An 18356-nucleotide genomic window follows, 5' to 3' on the forward strand; every position below is an offset into this window, starting at 1 on the left:
CACCAGTGCAGGATTAGAGAAAGGACAATCATAGCTTTGGTTGTCCTTTTTCTTTATAAAGAGATACAGTTTTCCTCCTTCATTAAGCCTTCTGATCTATCCTTAAAAATACGCTTAGATTAGACTGCTTTAAAAGTTATAGATTTAAAAACAAATAGGTGAGTAATCATGCCAATTTATAATGCACCTCTAGCGGATATGCGTTTCATCCTGAATGATGTTTTCAATGCAGAACAATTCTGGCAATCAAATGAAAACCTTGCACATCTTGATGCTGCAACAGCTGAAGCCATTCTTGAAGAAATGGCAAAATTTGCTCAAAACGTAACATTGCCACTCAACCGTTCAGGTGATGAAGAAGGCGCACATTTTGAAAATGGTGCAGTCACTACTCCAGCTGGCTTTAAAGCAGCATTTAAACAATATGCCGATGGCGGTTGGATTGGTTTAGGTGCAGAAGAAGAATGGGGCGGTCAAGGCATGCCTAAAATGCTGACAGTACTTGCAGATGAGATGTTATTTGCAACTAATCCATCTTTCATGCTTTACCCACTGCTTTCAGTTGGTGCAGGTATGGCTTTGAACAGCTATGCATCACAAGAACAGAAAGAAACATATTTACCAAAAATCTATTCAGGTGAATGGTCAGGTACGATGTGTTTGACTGAGCCACATGCAGGCACAGACTTAGGCATTATCAAAACTAAAGCTGAACCGAATACAGATGGTACTTACAACATCACAGGTACAAAAATCTTTATTACTGGTGGTGACCACGATCTTGCTGAAAACATCATTCACCTTGTTTTAGCAAAAACACCAGATGCACCTGCGGGTTCACGTGGTATTTCACTATTTATCGTGCCTAAATTTATGGTCAATGCAGATGGTTCACTGGGTGAACGTAATACTGCTGGGCCTGGTTCAATTGAACACAAAATGGGGATTAAAGCCTCTGCAACGTGTGTCATGAACTTCGATGCTGCAAAAGGCTACCTTGTAGGTAAAGAAAACGAAGGGCTTGCTGCAATGTTCGTAATGATGAACTACGAACGTTTGTCTATGGGTATTCAAGGGCTTGGTGCTTCTGAATATGCTTACCAAAATGCTGCACAATATGCGACAGATCGTTTACAAGGTCGCAGTGCAACGGGTGTGCAATCTCCTGAAAAACCAGCGGACAGCATTTTAGTTCATGGTGATGTACGTCGCATGTTACTCAATGCGCGTGCAAACAATGAAGCTTCTCGTGCATTTGCAGTCTATGTCGGTCAACAACTCGACATCACTAAATTCTCGACTGATCTAGAAGCCGTTGCTGCTGCAAACAACCGTGTTGCACTACTAACACCCATTGCTAAAGCATATTTAACAGATACCGCTTTTGATGCAGCAATTGATGCGCAAATGGTCTTCGGTGGTCATGGTTATATCCGTGAGTGGGGCATGGAACAATGTATCCGTGACTTACGTATTGCACAAATCTACGAAGGTACTAACGGCGTTCAGTCTCAAGATTTAATCGGTCGTAAAACCATTAAATGTAATGGTGCTTTCATTGCAGAATATATTGCGGAAATTCGTGATTTTGCCAATGGTTTAGACACAGATTTGAACTTCATTAAAGATGCAACTTTAGATGTGGCAATTGAAGTGGAAATGATCACTCAATACATTTTAGAACGTTCAAAAGAAAGTACTGAATTCTCTAATGCTGCCGCAGTAGATTATTTACACGCAGTCGGTCTACTAAGCTTCTCTTATATGTTTGCAAAAATTGCCAATGCTGCAAAAGATAAGCAAGGTCAATTTTACCAAGACAAATTGGCATTGACGCATTACTTCATCCAGCGCATTCTGCCAGATATCAGTTCTCGCATTACCAAAATTAAAGCGGGTGCAGAAGTGATTATGGACTTTAGCGAAGATTACTTTACCACTCAGTCTTAATTTCTCAGGATTTTAACTGATAAAAAATGCCCGATATTTCGGGCATTTTTTATTACTCATCTAAGTTGTAAATCTGTTCAACTATTGTTGGGATAATACTTTCTAATCGACTCCGCCATTGCAGAATTTTGCTCTTGCAACGCCTTCGCTACATTCTCTGCATCATCAACAGAACGGTTTTGACTGACTTTAAATTTTCCTACTATTGATTCTATTTTAATTTCAACTGCAACAATCTTTGCTAGCTGTTCTTCAATAAAATCATGAGGAGCATCCCCCATCTTCCACGGTAAAGCCTGTGTTGATTCATGAGTTCGAGTTAAACGCGCCAATACACCACGTAAATATCGATCATCTTCAAGCTTTTGAATTGTCCCTTTCACATGCACGACTCGATAATTCCATGTCGGCACTACTCGGTGATGTTCTAACTTCCCCTCATACCAATTCGGAGAAATATAAGCTTGCTCTGCCTGAAAAATCACATAAGCAGATAAAGGTTCATTCAGTATGCTAAATAAAGGATTAGCTTTGGCAATATGCCCTTTTAGTACCCCAAACTCTCCCTCTGAACGATCCAATTCAAAAGGAATATGATTCGCTTCAATTTCACCATCTTGTACAACAATCAAACTCCCCAATGGATTCTTTTCAATTAGATCGAAAAGTTCAGGAAGGTTGTCTTGGTAAAAATGCGTAGGAAGATACATTTTCAATTCTCAATAATCGTGGAAAAGCCTAGATAAAATAACATCAAATATCTGTATTGATATATCTATAAATTGTCACTTGTCATTCATGTGCATGAAACTTGCATACTATTTACTGTATTTAAAATCAGCGAGTTGGAGGAAGCTATGAATAAAGATCCACGTGTAGAAAAAATTGAAAACCTCCTCGATAAATTGGGCAATATTGCGGTTGAGACATTTCATTACATCGCATTATTTATTATTGGCTGTATGATCGCTTGGTCAGCGGTGCATACGATCATTGAGATTCTGACTGTAAAAAAATATGCCAGTATTGATGATATTTTATTGTTATTCATCTATTTAGAATTAGGTGCAATGGTAGGGATTTATTTTAAAACCAACCATATGCCTGTGCGTTTCTTAATTTATATCGCAATCACTGCACTCACGCGATTACTAATTTCAGATATTCAGCATGACCATAAAGCAGATATGGACTTAGTGATTATCACTGGATCAGTTTTAATTTTAGCCATTGCAATTTTGATCGTGAGATATGCATCTTGGACATATCCTTCTGTCATTCGTGATAAGCACACTGAAAAATCATTGCCCCATGGCAAAACACCACGACCGGAAGACGATGAACTGGCCTAGTCTCTTGTCTTGATTCATACGCTTACCCTTCTCCCTAAACAAAATTAAAGAAATTCCTTATGAAAGCGCAAAACATAGAGGAGAAGGGGCTTCTTAATATGTTAAAACTCTTGTATGCATTCATATTGATCATAATGACGGTTTTTAAAACATGTTCAACGATTATTAGGCACTTGTAAATAACGACCATTTTGGAAAATCCAATGCATACCAGCCTGTGGATCAGGTAATCCATAACGGCGCCAATCACTAATTAAGGTATATTGTGAGCTTTCTATATGACCACCCTCACCATTTACATAACCATAACTGCTACCTGAATACTCCGTCCGCGTTGGAAACTGATGATTATAAATAATTGTCACACCATTTTGTGGTGGATAGTTTTGACTTGGATAACTAGGAGTTGGATAGTTTGGATATGGTCGGTTTGGATAATTGGGATAACTTGGATAGCTCGGGTACGGACGATGTGATGGAGGTCGAATAGGAATTTCCTGTGACATTTGACGACCATATTGATCTGTATATTTATAAGTCGTTGTTGGATATCTCTTTTGAGGGCGCTCAACACTACGATAATTGCCCCAATCTTTAGCATCTGCCCATACCATAATCGAAGTACCTGAAAGCATCAACATCAAGACACTTAAACTGAGTATCTGTTTCATTTCAACCTCCAAACTTGAACTTATACACAACAGGTTAATACATCATTCAAGATAAATAATGGATGAATTACAGTCAAAATTTAATCTTCTTTATTGTTTATACCTCAACTTGGGTAAATTCCGACATCAATCTGATAAAATATAATTTTAATCTGATGAGTGCTGTATTGTGGCTGAACTGAGCTTTGACCGTTTACATCAATTTTTTTGCAAAATCCCAAGTGTGCAAGAGGCATTTATTGATAGCTATGGTTCAGATGGCAAACAAGCATGGTGGTTTAAATTTCAAATCAATATTGACCATCCTTTAGCATGGCAAACTGTGCAAGAACTTGGTCATGTTTTAAATTATATTTCTAAAAATGAGCGTCTTCCGACTCAATTTTTGCCTGTTTCCCCTCCTCCTTATATGAATGGCGAAGCAAAACAATTTTTAGCCTGGGTGATTCAATGTAATCATGCAGATTTTTCACCCAATGTAGTATGTGACTGGTTAGAGGCTCGTCTACCGAAACCTGTAGATGATGAGAGTAAATGGAAAATCAAAACTGATATTCAAGAGCTCGATAAAATTTCAGATAAAGATTTAGATAATATAATTCCACCGAATCCACAAAACTAAATAGACAGCTATTTTCAAGAGCCTAATTATCTCTTAATGATCTTAGAAGTCTTGTTAGTAGTTTATTCATTTTAAGCTTAGTTTTTATAAAATTTTGAGCCTAAATCATGTACCGAAAACCACTCTATTCTGTACATGATTTTTTAAACCAATTAGAAAGTAGACAACCCACTCCATTCCATAAAGCGATACAGCCCATATTTTAAGCTAGAATCGTCTGCAAATTTACTGTAATCCACACTCATATTGCGACCATTCAAATTCGACCAAGCAGTATTAAAATACGTTTCGGCATCGACAAAAACCTGCTGTTGAGGTGTGCCGACAACACGTAAATCTGTTTCCAAATTATAATTCTTCAGATTTCGTGCTGTGAAATTGGCAGAACCTAAAATCATTTCTGCAGATTGAGTATTACGTTTTACGATCATTTTGCTATGGCATTGCTCACCTTGTGTATTGCACCAACGTACATCAACACCTGCTTCATGCAATTCAGAAGCCACTTGTCTATTCGGAATACCATTCTTCTGGCGACCAAAAGCATCTTTATTGGGATCAAGTAGCACTCGTAATTTAACACCACGTTCTTTTGCTGCAATTAAGCCTTTAACAATTTGACGTTCTGACAAGTAGAACATTGCCAAATCTATCTGATCATTGGCTTTGGCAGATTCAAGCATTTTCAAAACAGCATCATAAATGGCTTTTTCAGTCAGCACCTGAACCTGTGGTTCATTCACATCGCCATCCAGTTTACCCATCGCAACAAATGGTGTTGTTCCACCAGACATCATTGCTACCGCCTGTTCGGACTTGAGCACATCGGCAGCAACAGGACCTGTTACCATCAGTGCAACATTAGAATGACTTGAGCTACCATCATGCGGATTCGCAGAAGTCACAATGGTTTTCCAACCTTCTGCGGTATCTGCAACAATGGTTTTACGATGATTAGCTTTGAAATTAAATAAGTTCAAATAACTACGAATCGTGATTGGATCTTTACCAAACGGATTACTTAGCCAACCTTTTTCCGCATTATTTCCGGTATCCTGACAACATAAATACCAAAAGCCTGACCATGTCGGATTAGATGCACGTAATGGCGTTAAATTAGTTTCAATTACTTCAATACCGCCCTGACGCAACTTACGATATTGTTCAGGATTCGTTCCACCATAGACCGAGTTAATCGGATCGGTAATAAATTTGATGTCTAACTCAGGATTCACTACTTTTTGATTGATCAATGCCTGTGTCAGTTGTTCTGTTAACTCTCGATGTTGAACTGTTGAATCACCGACCTCTTTATTAAACAGAAACATATCGATAACAATGGTGGTTTTTGCCTCTTTAATCAATTGTAAAATCTGATCAAAAATATGTTGATCAATCTGCTGCTTACCTTGTGCATCTATATAGGTCTGATCAGCAATAAATTTCACATTGCCATGATGGAGTGGCCCTGTATAGTTCAGTCCTTGTGGCATAGGTTTGACACTGTGATAAACGGCTGAAGACAAATAGCCCAGTGCCAGTACGCCTAAAATCAAACTGAAATAGTGTCGTTTTGACCAGTTCAGCTTGCCGTGAATTTTATGAAAGATACGCATATTAAAAAACCTAATCCAATATCATCAGACTAGGTCTTATCTCTTTATTTTTCAATAATGATTTGGTGAATGAATGCAAACAAATTAAAACTTGTAATTCACACCAATCACGAAATTACGTCCCATTTGCGGAATATTAGATAAGAACGAGGCATGTTCATAAATCTTTTCATCCAATAGATTATTGGCATTCAAAAAGACTTTCGCTTCCTGTTTATCTGAAACAGGATATTTATAAGCAATACCAACATTCACTAGATTATAACCTTTGGTCTGCGTTTCATAAGCTGCGAACTTATCCTGATTAAACACATGCGAATAATCTGCCGAACCTGACCAATGATCATCAAAATTAGCATTCACTCGTGTGCCTAAACGACCTGCAGGTACACGAGGCGCGTTCTCTGCATCAATTTTTCCACGTACATAATCACCAAACAAACTGGCTCTATAAATATCGTTAAACTGATATGCCACTTCGACTTCTGTACCATAAAACTTTGCTTTATCTTGTGAATATTCAATCAAGCGAAAATTCTCATACTGATCTAATGTTTTGGCATAAATATAATTGTCGAACCAATTGTGATAGAGATGGATGTGATAGCTGAGTTTATCTGCATCATAATGCAGCCCCAATTCTACATTATTAGATTTTTCTTTCTCTAATCCATCATTACCCAGCTCATAAGTATTAGTCGCAAAATGTGCGCCATCTGAATAGAGTTCTTGCGCCAATGGTAATCTCTCCTGATGAGACCCCACCAACGATAATTTATAGTTCGGTGCAAATGCCCAATTCACAGCACTTGAGTAGGAAAAGGCATTGCCATCAAAATCTTTCTGCTCAGAATCTACGTCTATTTTTTGATGGTCAATACGAGCCCCTAGCTCCACATGAACATCATCTATTTGACGATGCTCTACACCAAATAGGCTGTATTTCTGAGTTTTATTCGGTGCAAGAACGGCTTCTTCTCCCGTAATATCGAGTTTTTGCTGACTCATCTGCACACCAAATACGCCTTCCCAAGCTGCAATAGGATTATGTACCAGTTCGACACGACCTTCATAACCTTTACTTTTAAAGATGGTCATAGCTTCACTGCCTTCAATTTCATCATGTCGATAATCGGTATAACTTGCCTGTGCACGTAATTTTTTAAATCCTGCAAATGGCTCATTCAATTCAGAACGGAAATCATATCGCTCAGTTTTCATATCAATCCACGGGCCAGACTCAGTATGATCATGTGCTTCTTCATCGCCATGATCATGATCGTCATGACCACCGCAATGTAAATGATCACCATGTAAATGGCAGGATTCATATTCATGGCTGTGCCCTGGTAAACCATACTGATCCTGACGATTACTATATGATACCCCTGCGAAACCACGCTCACCAATCCATGACAATCCAACATTAACATTTTCAGACTCTGAGAATGTATTGCCTACACGACGCTCTTTCATAGTATGTGAATGATCACCATGATCTTCCGTGACGATATAATCAGGGCTAATATAATCATTGGCATCACGTTTTAAACCTTCCACACGCAAAGCCACATTTTGCCCTAGGCCCGCAGTGAAACCTGCTTGTGCCATCTTTTCGTCATTGCCAGTGTTATAGCGCATACCCACATTGCCTTCATAGCCATTTTCAGGCATCTGAGTAGGAATTTTCGTGTCTATAATATTCACTAGGCCACCAACAGAACCTGCACCATATAACAATGTTGATGGCCCACGAATCACATCAATTTTCTGGGCTAGTTGTGGGTCAATCGTCACTGCGTGATCAGGAGATAAACTAGAGACATCCATAGTCTCTGTTCCATTCTGTGTCACTTTCACTCGTGCACCTTCCTGTCCACGAATGACTGGACGACTTGAGCCAGCGCCAAAACTATTGGAATATACGCCCAATTCATTTTTTAGCGCTTCCCCAAGCGTACTACCACCCTGCTGTAATTTTTCACGTGAAACAATTTGATCCGCCACACCAAAATCATCAACACTTGGATCTAATGGATGAGCGGTTATCGTAATTGTCTCAAGTTGTTTAATATTTTTATCTTGATCTGAGACCGTTGCCGACTCTGCCCAAATAGAGGTTGAAATAATTGTAGAAATGGAAAGTGTTAGGGCACTTTTAGTAAAAGACATATGATTGCTCTCAAAGCTCAATATTTTCAATAATGTTATATTATAACATTTCAATTATTTTGCAATAAAAAACATTCTCCTCCCTATTTTTTGTTTAGAATCAAATTAAAGTTATATTATAAATCTCTCATTCTAATGCCCTTTACCCTTTCTCATGCTGTACTCGCGCCACCGATTGCAAAACTCACTGGAAACCGTTTGCCTATTGCTGCACTAGCGATTGGAACAATGACTCCCGATTTATATCGCTTAATGGTTCAGACTGAAATCCATCTAAATCATCAGTTTAAAGGTATTATTAATCCAGATTTATGGATTGGCTTACTCTTTTGTTTTCTCTGGTATTGCTTATATCGTCCGATGCTATTTAAGTTTTTAGCAGTTTCCGAACCACTCAATATCCATTCATTTTCAAGTTTTTCTAAATTTTTATTATGGATGATTTTGGCAATTATCCTCGGTACAGCAACCCATATTATTTGGGATGGTTTGACACATTTAGATTTTAGAACTTTTGCATTTCAAGACTTTTTAGCACAGCCAGTTTTTATTTTGAATCATGAATACCCAATGCACAAAGTGCTACAGATCGGCTGTTCTGTTGTAGCTTTACCTTTCTTGATATGGATGGGAATACATTACTACTTTAAATATAAAATAAGTGCGCCTTTAAATCGAAAAATACAAAATTTCTGTTATTTGTTATTTATAACTTCTTTCTTTAGTGGTTGTTTTTACTATATTTACGATGCAAAAAGCAAAGGCTATTTACCTCAAAATAATGATTTATATATTTTTATTGGCTATTTCATGAAAACCTTTACACAGGGCTCCGTTATATGTTTCACATCAGGTTGTGTCATTTTTGCATTTTTAAATTATAGAAAATATTTTAACTAAGCCATCACTTGCTGATTTAATCACAAGTTTTCATTCAATGAAGCTTAAATTATCTCGGCAATATAGCAGTTTTTAGCTCAAGTCCTTGTGACTACCTGCTCAAAGAGGCATAATCTCTCATTACATTTTTAGGCGATGCGCTGTTTACGTATTCGCTTCCTTAACCCATATAGTTGGATTTTTAACGCTATGATGCGAACTCATTATTGCGGTTCTTTAACCGAAGCTCAAATTGACCAAACCGTTACATTATGCGGTTGGGTCCATCGTCGCCGTGACCACGGTGGTGTGATTTTCCTAGACATGCGTGACCGTGATGGCGTTGTACAAGTGGTTATCGATCCAGATACCCCTGAAGCATTTGCAACTGCAGACAAATCACGTTCAGAATTCGTATTAAAAATTACAGGCCGCGTACGTCGTCGTTACGAAGGTACTGAAAACGCAAATATCGTGAGTGGTCAAATTGAAGTTTTAGGCAAAGACATTGAAGTTCTTGCAGCCTCTGAAACTCCGCCATTCCCATTGAATGATGAAAATACTAATATTTCTGAAGAAGTACGTTTGAAATATCGCTTCCTTGATATTCGTCGTCCTGAAATGCTTGACCGTTTACGTTTCCGTTCTAAATTAACCAATCTCATTCGTAACTATTTTGAAGAAAATGGTTTCTTAGATGTTGAAACACCTATTTTGACTCGTGCAACGCCTGAAGGCGCACGTGACTATTTAGTTCCAAGTCGTGTATCAAATGGTAGCTTCTACGCTCTTCCACAATCACCACAATTATTTAAACAACTGTTGATGGTTGGTGGTATTGATCGTTATTACCAAATTGCAAAATGTTTCCGTGACGAAGACTTACGTGCCGATCGTCAGCCAGAATTCACCCAGATCGACGTTGAAACATCGTTCATGAGTGACGATGACATTATGGATTTAATGGAGACTTTAACCATTAAGATGTTCAAAGAACTCTTAAATGTGAATTTCGACAAATTCCCACGTATGACTTATGCAGACGCAATGCGTGACTATGCATCTGATAAACCAGATATGCGTATTCCTTTGAAATTGGTTGACGTTGCAGACATGATGCAAGACGTTGAGTTCAAAGTATTCGCTGGTCCTGCTAAAGACCCTAAAGGTCGTATTGTTGCACTTCGTGTACCAGGTGCAGGTTCACTTCCACGTAGCCAAATTGACGAATATACTAAATTCGTTGGTATCTACGGTGCGAAAGGTTTGGCTTATATTAAAGTTAATGAACTTGAAAAAGGCATTGAAGGTCTTCAATCTCCAATCGTTAAATTCATCGAGCCAATCGTGCTTGATCTGTTGAAACGTGTTGGTGCTGAAAATGGCGATATCGTATTCTTTGGTGCAGATAAAGCCAAAGTTGTAAACGATGCTATGGGTGCTTTACGTATTAAAGTCGGTCATGACATGAAAATGTCGACCACTGAGTGGGCTCCTCTTTGGGTTGTTGATTTCCCAATGTTTGAAGAAACTGACGATGGTAAATGGACATCTGTGCATCACCCATTCACGCTACCAAAATCAAGCGTTGAAGAAGTGAAATCAAACCCAGGTGCTGCGCTTTCTGTTGCGTATGACATGGTATTGAACGGTACTGAAGTTGGCGGTGGTTCACTACGTATTTATAACCTAGAAATGCAAAAAGCCATTTTTGAAGCTTTAGGTATTGGCGAAGAAGAAGCGGAAGATAAATTCAGCTTCTTGTTGAATGCATTGAAATTTGGTGCGCCTCCGCATGGTGGTTTAGCATTCGGTCTTGACCGTTTAGTGATGTTAATGACGGGTGCATCTTCAATTCGTGACGTAATTGCATTCCCGAAAACGAAAACTGCTGAATGTCCATTGACTCAAGCACCTGCACCCGTTGAGGCAAATCAATTACGTGACTTAGGTATTCGTTTACGTGAAAAAGTAAAAGCTGAAGAAACGAAATAATTTCTGATGTTTTAATGAAAACCCTGCTTTATGCAGGGTTTTCTATTTCTATGTAGTAATTGAGATAAGTTCTCATAAATGGCATAATGTTTAAGTTAACTTTTAAGGTGAAACCCGATGGCTATGCGTCCCGCTGTTCTTCGTCATACAATCATTATCATTGTATTTTCTGTCGTCCAATGGGCATTTATGCGCTATATTTTAAATGAACAGCTTTTTAATTTAACGACATATGATCGTATTGTTTATTTTAGTGCAAGTAGTTTTATCGCTGGATTTTTTATTATTTGTGCGCTGATTTATTTAGTTTTAAAAGGTAATGCTGACCGCGAATAGTTGCCAAAAATTATATGTATAATTCTCTTAAAAATTTATCACGCCTCCCTTTGACAATGATTCAATCCCTTGCAAAAGGCGTTGGATCACTTTTATTTTTTAGCAATTCTTCTGCAAGGCGAGTCACTGAACTTAATTTAAAAGTGGCATATCCTGAACTCAATGAGCAACAACGAAATACCTTAGTCAAAGCCAGCCTAAAAAGTCAGTGTATGACCTATGCAGAATCGATTAAGGTTTGGGGATCTTCACCTGAGTTTGCTTTAGCACAGATTAAGGAAGTTCATGGCGCTGAAATTTTTATTAATGCCTTAAAGAATCCAAATGGTTGTTTGGCTGCTGTTCCTCATTTTGGAACTTGGGAGATATTAAATGCTTGGTTAAACCAATACACAAGCCCAGTCATTATGTATAAACCAAGTAAAAATAAAGATTTAGATCGCTTTATGTTAGAGTCACGTCAGCGTTTGAATGCAACGCTTGTTCCTGCTGATGATACTGGCGTTCGAGCAGTCTTTAAACATTTGAAGCAAGGCGGATTTTCCGTCATTTTACCCGATCATGTTCCCAAAGAGTCGGGAGGGATTTATTCCAACTTCTTTGGTCAAAATGCATTATCTTCAACTTTACTTTCAAAACTTGCTGCAAAAACACAATGTTCTGTTGTCGGACTGACCTGCATTCGTCGATCAGACCTTTCTGGTTTTAATGTTCATGTTATTGAGTTATCACAAGACATTTTATCCAAAGATTTAAAAAATTCTGTAGATACTTTGAATAAAGAAATTGAGTGCATGATTAATGTTGCTCCAGAACAATATTTATGGGGCTATAAAAGATTTAGAAAATTAGAAGGTGGAAGAAATTTGTATAAATAAGCAAATTATTTTCCACCAAGCAATACTCAAAACTCATATCTAAAGTATTAGATCTCAACGAAATTTTATTTTCACAGTCCTAATCCCTTGTCTAAATTTTGCCAGCTTAATCATTATTTTTTGAATTTGTCTAACAATTCGTGAACATTCTTTTTTCAATTTAGCACTAAATTTTAATTTTTCCTTTTTCAAATACTTCCCTTTTCTAATATTTCTAACTTCTTCTAAGGCACTTGGGAAGTGTGTATTACCATTCGTCAATATCATATCCTGAATACACAATGCTGGGCTAAGCTGATACACTTCTAGCTCTGGGCACTCTCTAAACAAAAAATGATCCACAGGGATTAATACTTTCGATTCAACAATAAAATTCAGCAATTTTTTTGCTACATCTTGCGATATGATATATCCTCCACATCCCATATGCGCTTCACGTAATAACAATAGTTTACGAGCATCGGGAGCCGAAAGATTATTTTGTTTTAACGCCACACCAATTTTTTTATAAAAGACTTCTAACTTGATCACTGAACATTCTTTTGGAATCCATACATCATCCAATAAAAAATCTTTTGCATGATCACCTAAATAGATATCATCTTCAAATATTGCGATATAATCGAGTTGCTCATCAATTGCTTTTTTCCACAATAGCATATGACTCAGCAAGCAACCGACTTCATTTTGGTGTAAAGCTGTTGTATACCCGCCCAGACCAAGTTTAGATGTCGCGATATCTATATTCGCAGGCGTAATCGCATCAATAAATTCAAAATCTACTTCTTGTTTTGTAAATTCAGCAACAATATGCTTACGACGCTCTTGAGCAGTTGATAAACTAATGACAAATTTTTTCATAAAAACTCTTACAACAATTACTTATAAATTTAATTTTGAGATCGACTCCACCATAAAGATTAATGTTCATTTAAATTAATCGCATTTAGCGATATACTATATGGCACCACTCTAATAAATGTGATTTTAGGGGCTATAAATAATGATTAGTGAAAACATTAAAATTTTTGTAGGTTGCGATCCAAATAACTGTGACCTTGAACAACTCATGGTATTAGAACATAGTGTTCGTAAACATACACAGCATAATGTTGAATTTATTTGGATGCAACTTAGTCATGACATAAATAGTCCGTGGTATAGCAATCAAGATACAGATAAGGGATGGTCTACAGAAAAATGGGCAACACCTTTTTCTGGTTTCCGTTGGGCAATACCTGAGTTATGTGGTTTCAAAGGTCGTGCAATTTATATGGATGCAGATGTGATCGTACTCTGTGATATTGCAGAACTTTGGTCACATCCCATGAATAATAATGCAATTGTTATTGCAAAAGGTGGAAAAAGCTCAGCACGATTATGTACTTGTGTATGGAATTGTGAAAAAGCCAAACAATATCTCCCACCACTTGATGAAATTCGTAATCATCCCGATAGTCATAAAAATTTAATGCGTCTTATCAAAGAAAAACCTCAACTTGTTGAGCCTTATCAGGATTCTTATAACAATATTGACGGTGAAGATTTAGCAATCGAACAAATCAAAGTATTACACTACTCAGACATGGGAACTCAATTTAGTCATAAATATGCAATTCCGCGTCTTGCCGAAATGAATCAAAAACATTGGTTTGATGGCAAAATAATGCCTCATCCTCGCCAAGATTTGGTTGAATTATTTGATCAATATTATGCAGAAGCACTAGAGCTTGGTTATAAACCTGAAAATTATTTAATTGAACCTTTTGGAACTTTTTCAAAAGCAACTCAAATTAACTACCGAGGGAATAAAGTGACTCGCCCTGACCAAGAAACCAATTGGTTAAATAAACAAATACGTAGAATTAAATCCAAATTCAAAAAAGCTACATTTACTCTAGACGGATAAAGTCTAGAGTAAACGGCTACTCTTTCGTCATTCATTTTTCTCTTGCGACTTTTATGAACAAAAAAGCATTACAGCTCTTACAATTAAAATTTTCAAATTTTGTTTTAAGAAATATTTATAAAATTATTTATAAATATACCCACCCTAAAGCATATAAACATAATCGTAAATATTGGCCTTATTATGATGTAGAACGAAATAAAATCGGCGGTATTGATAAAGTTTATTTTCAAAAAAAACTTATTACCGATAATACGGCCATGCCAACAGATAATTGTAAAAAAATAATGCTAGTTGCTACAGGGCCATCTATCCAAACATTTCCAACACAGATCTTTAAGAAACAAGATATTGATTATATAGGCGTAAATGGTTCGATATCATTAGACCATGTTCAATTTAAATACTATGTCATTATCGACTTCAATTTTACACAGAATCGTTTTGACTTAGTGCTTAAAGTACTCCAAAGCCAATGTACTTTTTTCACTACTCCTCGCTGCCTTGACATCATTTTGAGAAAAATCAATCCCGAAGAAATTAAATGTCAGATTAAAGTTATTGAAACCATTACAGAAGAAGGTGAGGTAGAACGGTTTTTAGGACCACGGATTGCCATCAATCCAGATAAAGAATATTTCTATTTAGAAAATAATAAAGGGTTTTCTCTTCATATCCAAGATTGTATTTATGATTATTTCACAGTGCCATATGTGGCTTTACAGATTATACATTCATTATCTTATGCTGAAATTTATTTAGCTGGTTTAGATATGAATAACTTTAACCAACCACGTTTTTATGAAGAAAGTTCTAATAAACAACCAACTATGCTCAATCAGTACTTAACTGAAATATTTCCAGCATTTGAAACAGCATCTCACTTTTTAGACAAGCAGAATATTAAAGTTTACAATCTTTCACTTAAAAGTGCGATAGAGTCTTTTGAGAAATTAGACCCAAAGCTTTTATAAAACTTGGATTCGCCACATTAGCTCTTAATTCATTTTCAATATGCAAACCAAAAATTTTCGTTATGATATCAATGGGCTCCGTGCCTATGCTGTAATACTCGTTGTTCTGTTCCATTTCGGAGTTTCAGGATTTTCTGCGGGATTCCTAGGAGTCGATGTTTTCTTTGTAATCTCAGGTTATCTAATGACCAAGATTATTATTGAGAACCTTGAAAAAAATAGCTTTTCTTTTATAAATTTTTATTTAGCACGAATCACACGAATTTTTCCTGCACTTTTCTTTGTCGTCTTGATCATGACAATTTGTGGATGGTTTTTTTTCATCCCAGAAGACTTTAAGTTATTTGCTAAAGATGCAAAATATAGTCTAAGTTTTTTATCCAATGACTTATATTATCGTCAAGCAGGTGATTATTTTGCTGTAAGCTCTCATGATAAAGCCTTACTCCATACTTGGTCTTTATCCGTAGAATGGCAATTTTATATATTATTTCCTATTCTTGTTTATTTATATTTTAAAATTATTCAAAATAAAAGATTCTTAGGGATATTTTTAATCTTATTATGCATTTCATCTTTAAGCTTTTCGATTTATATCTCATCTAAAGACTCCATCTATGCTTTTTTTAAGCTCACCTCACGTGCTTGGGAGTTGCTTGCTGGTGGCTTGGCTTACTATTATTTTCGAACATATACGCCAACCCAACCGATAAAGCATTGTCTTGAAATTATTGGTTTTGCAAGCATTGCACTAAGTTTAGTTCTGTTTGGTCAAGATACAATATGGCCAAGTTATAATGCCTTAGTTCCTGTGATTGGAACGATGCTTATTCTTATTGCCAACCAACAAAATTCAATCTTTACCAAATTTAAATTTATTCAAAATATAGGCAGTGCTTCGTACTCCATTTATTTATGGCATTGGCCTGTTGCATTCTTACTCGGATATTTTTTCTTTGAAAAAAATTTAGTCAATATTAGTTTAGCGATTCTAATTTCTTTTATTTTAGGTTGGTTAAGCTATAAATATATTGAAAGCTCAAGAAAATTCTTAGTCAATATCAAGGTATATTACTGTTATTTACTATTCTTTATCATTCTTATCTCTTCATCTATGCTCTATTCATATATCAATAAGGATGGTTTAAAGAATCGTGCGGATTCACTGTATTTACAACACAATGAAAAGCTAGAAATGCCAAAAGTTTCCAATGGCTGGTGTTTTTATAACATTAAAGATGATCATAGTCTGAAGGTGGGGCAACAGGGACTTGAATGTCATATCGGATCGAAGCAAGCAGATGCTCAGCCCGTGCTTTTATTTGGTGATTCTTTTGCTGGCCATAATATTCCTTTTTGGCATTATTTAGGTAAAGAACTCAACTTAAATATCCACGCAATTACTACCAATTGGTGTTACCCAAGTACAGATAAACAATTTACCGGGGATAAAAACTCTACTGCCTACCAGCAATGTATGCTGAACAGAGATTACTTAAAAAACAATATAAATCAATATAATGCATTAATTTTTGCAGGTCGCTGGTCCGATATTGTACAACAGCATCAGGAACAAAGCTTTGAGAATTTGCTAAAACTCGCGAATCAATCTCATAAGAAAGTTATTGTGATGTCTGAACCTTATGCTTTTGATGCAAATATTAGCATTTTATACAAACGGTCATTGTGGTTACATCGAAATTTCAATCTAAATAGTTATTTTGATAATGTAAAAGCTAAACAGCAAAAAACCGCATCGCGACTCATTACGGATATGACTCAACGCTATTCAAATACGTTATTGCTCACACAAGCTGATTTGTTTAAACCAAATCATATGGCAAAAGAAAGTATTCCCTATTCTTTGGATGGTCGCCATTTATCTGTTTTTGGTTCATTGTCTTCTGAAGAATATTTTACTCAACAGGCTAAATATAAAGTACTTCAACAGTTTTTATCTAAGTCAGACTAGCTAGCTGTTGTGTTAGCTAAAATTCTAATCTAACTAAGCTTTGATTTCCTAGTTGAGATCAAAGCTTAGTTTTTAAACATGATTAAATAACTTTAAAGTTAAAAATCAATAAAGGACCCTTTAAAATACATTCCTTTATCATAATATTGACATAAATAATTGCGCTCTTTTCCAGCAAGCTTTATCAACTTAGGGTATTCTTCAGCTGGGTAATTAATTGCCATGTCAATCAAAATCTTTTCTTTTACCCAGCGATTTTTCACTTGGTAGTAAAATGCATTTTCATCACAATCAATCAAAGTAATACTTGGGAAAGATCGTCTTAGTACTTTTTGACATGCAACATACGCTACTAAATATTCCAAATTGCTAATTCTTTGAAAAAAATCTTTGCTATTTTTCTCTGTGTTTCGAATATTTTGTACGTAGCTTTTAGGCGTTTGCTGAATTGCTAAATACAATTCATCGTACCAATGTTTAAAGAAAACATTATTTTTAACGCTTGCCAGTAACCAATTCTCTAATACTGGATAATTGATATTTGTGGTATTTTTTTTACGATAATAAGAAAAACATTCTGTCTGATTTTTTTGCATCAGTTCAGGAATCCAGTCCAAACTCTCATACACAATAATACTGGCATCTAACCAAATTCCACCATACCTATACAAAAGATCAAATCTGAGCAAATCAGCCTTTTGTTGGGGTGTCGCATCCTTCAATAAGAAGAAATTAATATCACTATACTGACTGACATTTTCAGGGTTAAGCACAGAGACATCATAAGATGGATTTTTTTCACGAATATTTTGGACACATTTTTCAACAAACTCAGGAAAATCACCTTCCCAATAAATCCATATTTTTTTAGGTAATTCAATACAGGTATCGACAGGATTAAAAATGAGCTGTCCTGCATAGTTATCAATTTTTTTATTCGTATGTCTAATTTTGTAATAATACATCATATGAAATTTAGCTAAATAAAACATTTTTTTAAAGATTTTCATATAATCAGCCCAAAATTTTA

General features: G+C 36.2%; 16 protein-coding genes. 10 read left to right on the top strand and 6 right to left on the bottom strand.

Translation table 11 applies throughout. The features are described 5' to 3' along the window. Positions 1-168: 168 nt before the first annotated feature. Positions 169-1950: an acyl-CoA dehydrogenase C-terminal domain-containing protein gene (locus ACG94X_RS12000; RefSeq protein ID WP_419383959.1), complete on the top strand. Its 1782-nt coding sequence runs from the start codon at positions 169-171 to the stop codon at positions 1948-1950. Positions 1951-2027: 77 nt separating this feature from the next. Here ACG94X_RS12000 and ACG94X_RS12005 read toward each other — a convergent pair whose 3' ends face one another. Beyond that, positions 2028-2660 (bottom strand): FMN-binding negative transcriptional regulator, encoded by a 633-nt coding sequence (locus ACG94X_RS12005; protein ID WP_419383960.1) that lies wholly within the window; start codon positions 2658-2660, stop codon positions 2028-2030. Positions 2661-2807: 147 nt separating this feature from the next. Between ACG94X_RS12005 and ACG94X_RS12010 the strand changes: the two genes are divergently transcribed. Continuing rightward, on the top strand, positions 2808-3302 hold the full coding sequence (locus ACG94X_RS12010; RefSeq protein WP_419383961.1) for a phosphate-starvation-inducible protein PsiE: 495 nt from the start codon (positions 2808-2810) through the stop codon (positions 3300-3302). A 155-nt stretch (positions 3303-3457) separates the two neighbouring features. On the opposite strand, the gene ACG94X_RS12015 is transcribed toward ACG94X_RS12010, so the two are convergent. Next, complete coding sequence (locus tag ACG94X_RS12015) at positions 3458-3973, bottom strand: RcnB family protein (RefSeq protein WP_419383962.1); 516 nt, start codon at positions 3971-3973, stop codon at positions 3458-3460. Positions 3974-4142: 169 nt separating this feature from the next. Between ACG94X_RS12015 and ACG94X_RS12020 the strand changes: the two genes are divergently transcribed. Further along, a complete protein-coding gene (locus ACG94X_RS12020; RefSeq protein ID WP_419383963.1) occupies positions 4143-4595 on the top strand; it encodes a hypothetical protein in 453 nt (150 codons plus the stop codon). A 152-nt stretch (positions 4596-4747) separates the two neighbouring features. Here ACG94X_RS12020 and ACG94X_RS12025 read toward each other — a convergent pair whose 3' ends face one another. After that, entirely contained in the window at positions 4748-6211 is a 1464-nt protein-coding gene (locus ACG94X_RS12025) for a phospholipase D family protein (protein ID WP_419383964.1), read from the bottom strand. Between the two features lie 84 nt (positions 6212-6295). Next, positions 6296-8383, bottom strand: a complete 2088-nt coding sequence (gene znuD, locus ACG94X_RS12030; protein ID WP_419383965.1) for a zinc piracy TonB-dependent receptor ZnuD — start codon at positions 8381-8383, stop codon at positions 6296-6298. Positions 8384-8518: 135 nt separating this feature from the next. Between znuD and ACG94X_RS12035 the strand changes: the two genes are divergently transcribed. The 4 genes from ACG94X_RS12035 to ACG94X_RS12050 all read left to right on the top strand — a co-directional run bounded on the left by ACG94X_RS12035 (position 8519) and on the right by ACG94X_RS12050 (position 12471). Then, the gene (locus ACG94X_RS12035) at positions 8519-9283 is read left to right on the top strand and encodes a DUF4184 family protein (protein ID WP_419383966.1); all 765 of its coding nucleotides are present in this window, start codon (positions 8519-8521) and stop codon (positions 9281-9283) included. Between the two features lie 189 nt (positions 9284-9472). Then, a complete protein-coding gene (gene aspS, locus ACG94X_RS12040; RefSeq protein WP_419383967.1) occupies positions 9473-11257 on the top strand; it encodes an aspartate--tRNA ligase in 1785 nt (594 codons plus the stop codon). A 117-nt stretch (positions 11258-11374) separates the two neighbouring features. Continuing rightward, a complete protein-coding gene (locus tag ACG94X_RS12045; RefSeq protein WP_419383968.1) occupies positions 11375-11593 on the top strand; it encodes a hypothetical protein in 219 nt (72 codons plus the stop codon). A gap of 14 nt (positions 11594-11607) precedes the next feature. After that, the gene (locus ACG94X_RS12050; protein ID WP_419383969.1) at positions 11608-12471 is read left to right on the top strand and encodes a lysophospholipid acyltransferase family protein; all 864 of its coding nucleotides are present in this window, start codon (positions 11608-11610) and stop codon (positions 12469-12471) included. Positions 12472-12525: 54 nt separating this feature from the next. Here the strand turns inward: ACG94X_RS12050 and ACG94X_RS12055 are convergent, their stop codons facing one another. Beyond that, positions 12526-13332: a glycosyltransferase family 25 protein gene (locus tag ACG94X_RS12055; protein ID WP_419383970.1), complete on the bottom strand. Its 807-nt coding sequence runs from the start codon at positions 13330-13332 to the stop codon at positions 12526-12528. A gap of 142 nt (positions 13333-13474) precedes the next feature. On the opposite strand from ACG94X_RS12055, the gene ACG94X_RS12060 reads away from it, so the two are divergent. From ACG94X_RS12060 to ACG94X_RS12070, 3 genes are read left to right on the top strand one after another with little or no spacing between them, the layout of a single operon-like run. Continuing rightward, the gene (locus ACG94X_RS12060; protein WP_419383971.1) at positions 13475-14380 is read left to right on the top strand and encodes a glycosyltransferase; all 906 of its coding nucleotides are present in this window, start codon (positions 13475-13477) and stop codon (positions 14378-14380) included. A 53-nt stretch (positions 14381-14433) separates the two neighbouring features. Next, entirely contained in the window at positions 14434-15354 is a 921-nt protein-coding gene (locus tag ACG94X_RS12065; protein ID WP_419383972.1) for a WaaZ-like lipopolysaccharide core biosynthesis protein, read from the top strand. Positions 15355-15394: 40 nt separating this feature from the next. Then, a complete protein-coding gene (locus ACG94X_RS12070) occupies positions 15395-17326 on the top strand; it encodes an acyltransferase family protein (RefSeq protein ID WP_419383973.1) in 1932 nt (643 codons plus the stop codon). 98 nt (positions 17327-17424) lie between these two features. Here ACG94X_RS12070 and ACG94X_RS12075 read toward each other — a convergent pair whose 3' ends face one another. Next, entirely contained in the window at positions 17425-18336 is a 912-nt protein-coding gene (locus ACG94X_RS12075; protein ID WP_419383974.1) for a glycosyltransferase family 32 protein, read from the bottom strand. Between the last annotated feature and the right edge of the window lie 20 nt (positions 18337-18356).

This window comes from Acinetobacter psychrotolerans, assembly GCF_048552595.1.
Taxonomy (GTDB): domain Bacteria; phylum Pseudomonadota; class Gammaproteobacteria; order Pseudomonadales; family Moraxellaceae; genus Acinetobacter.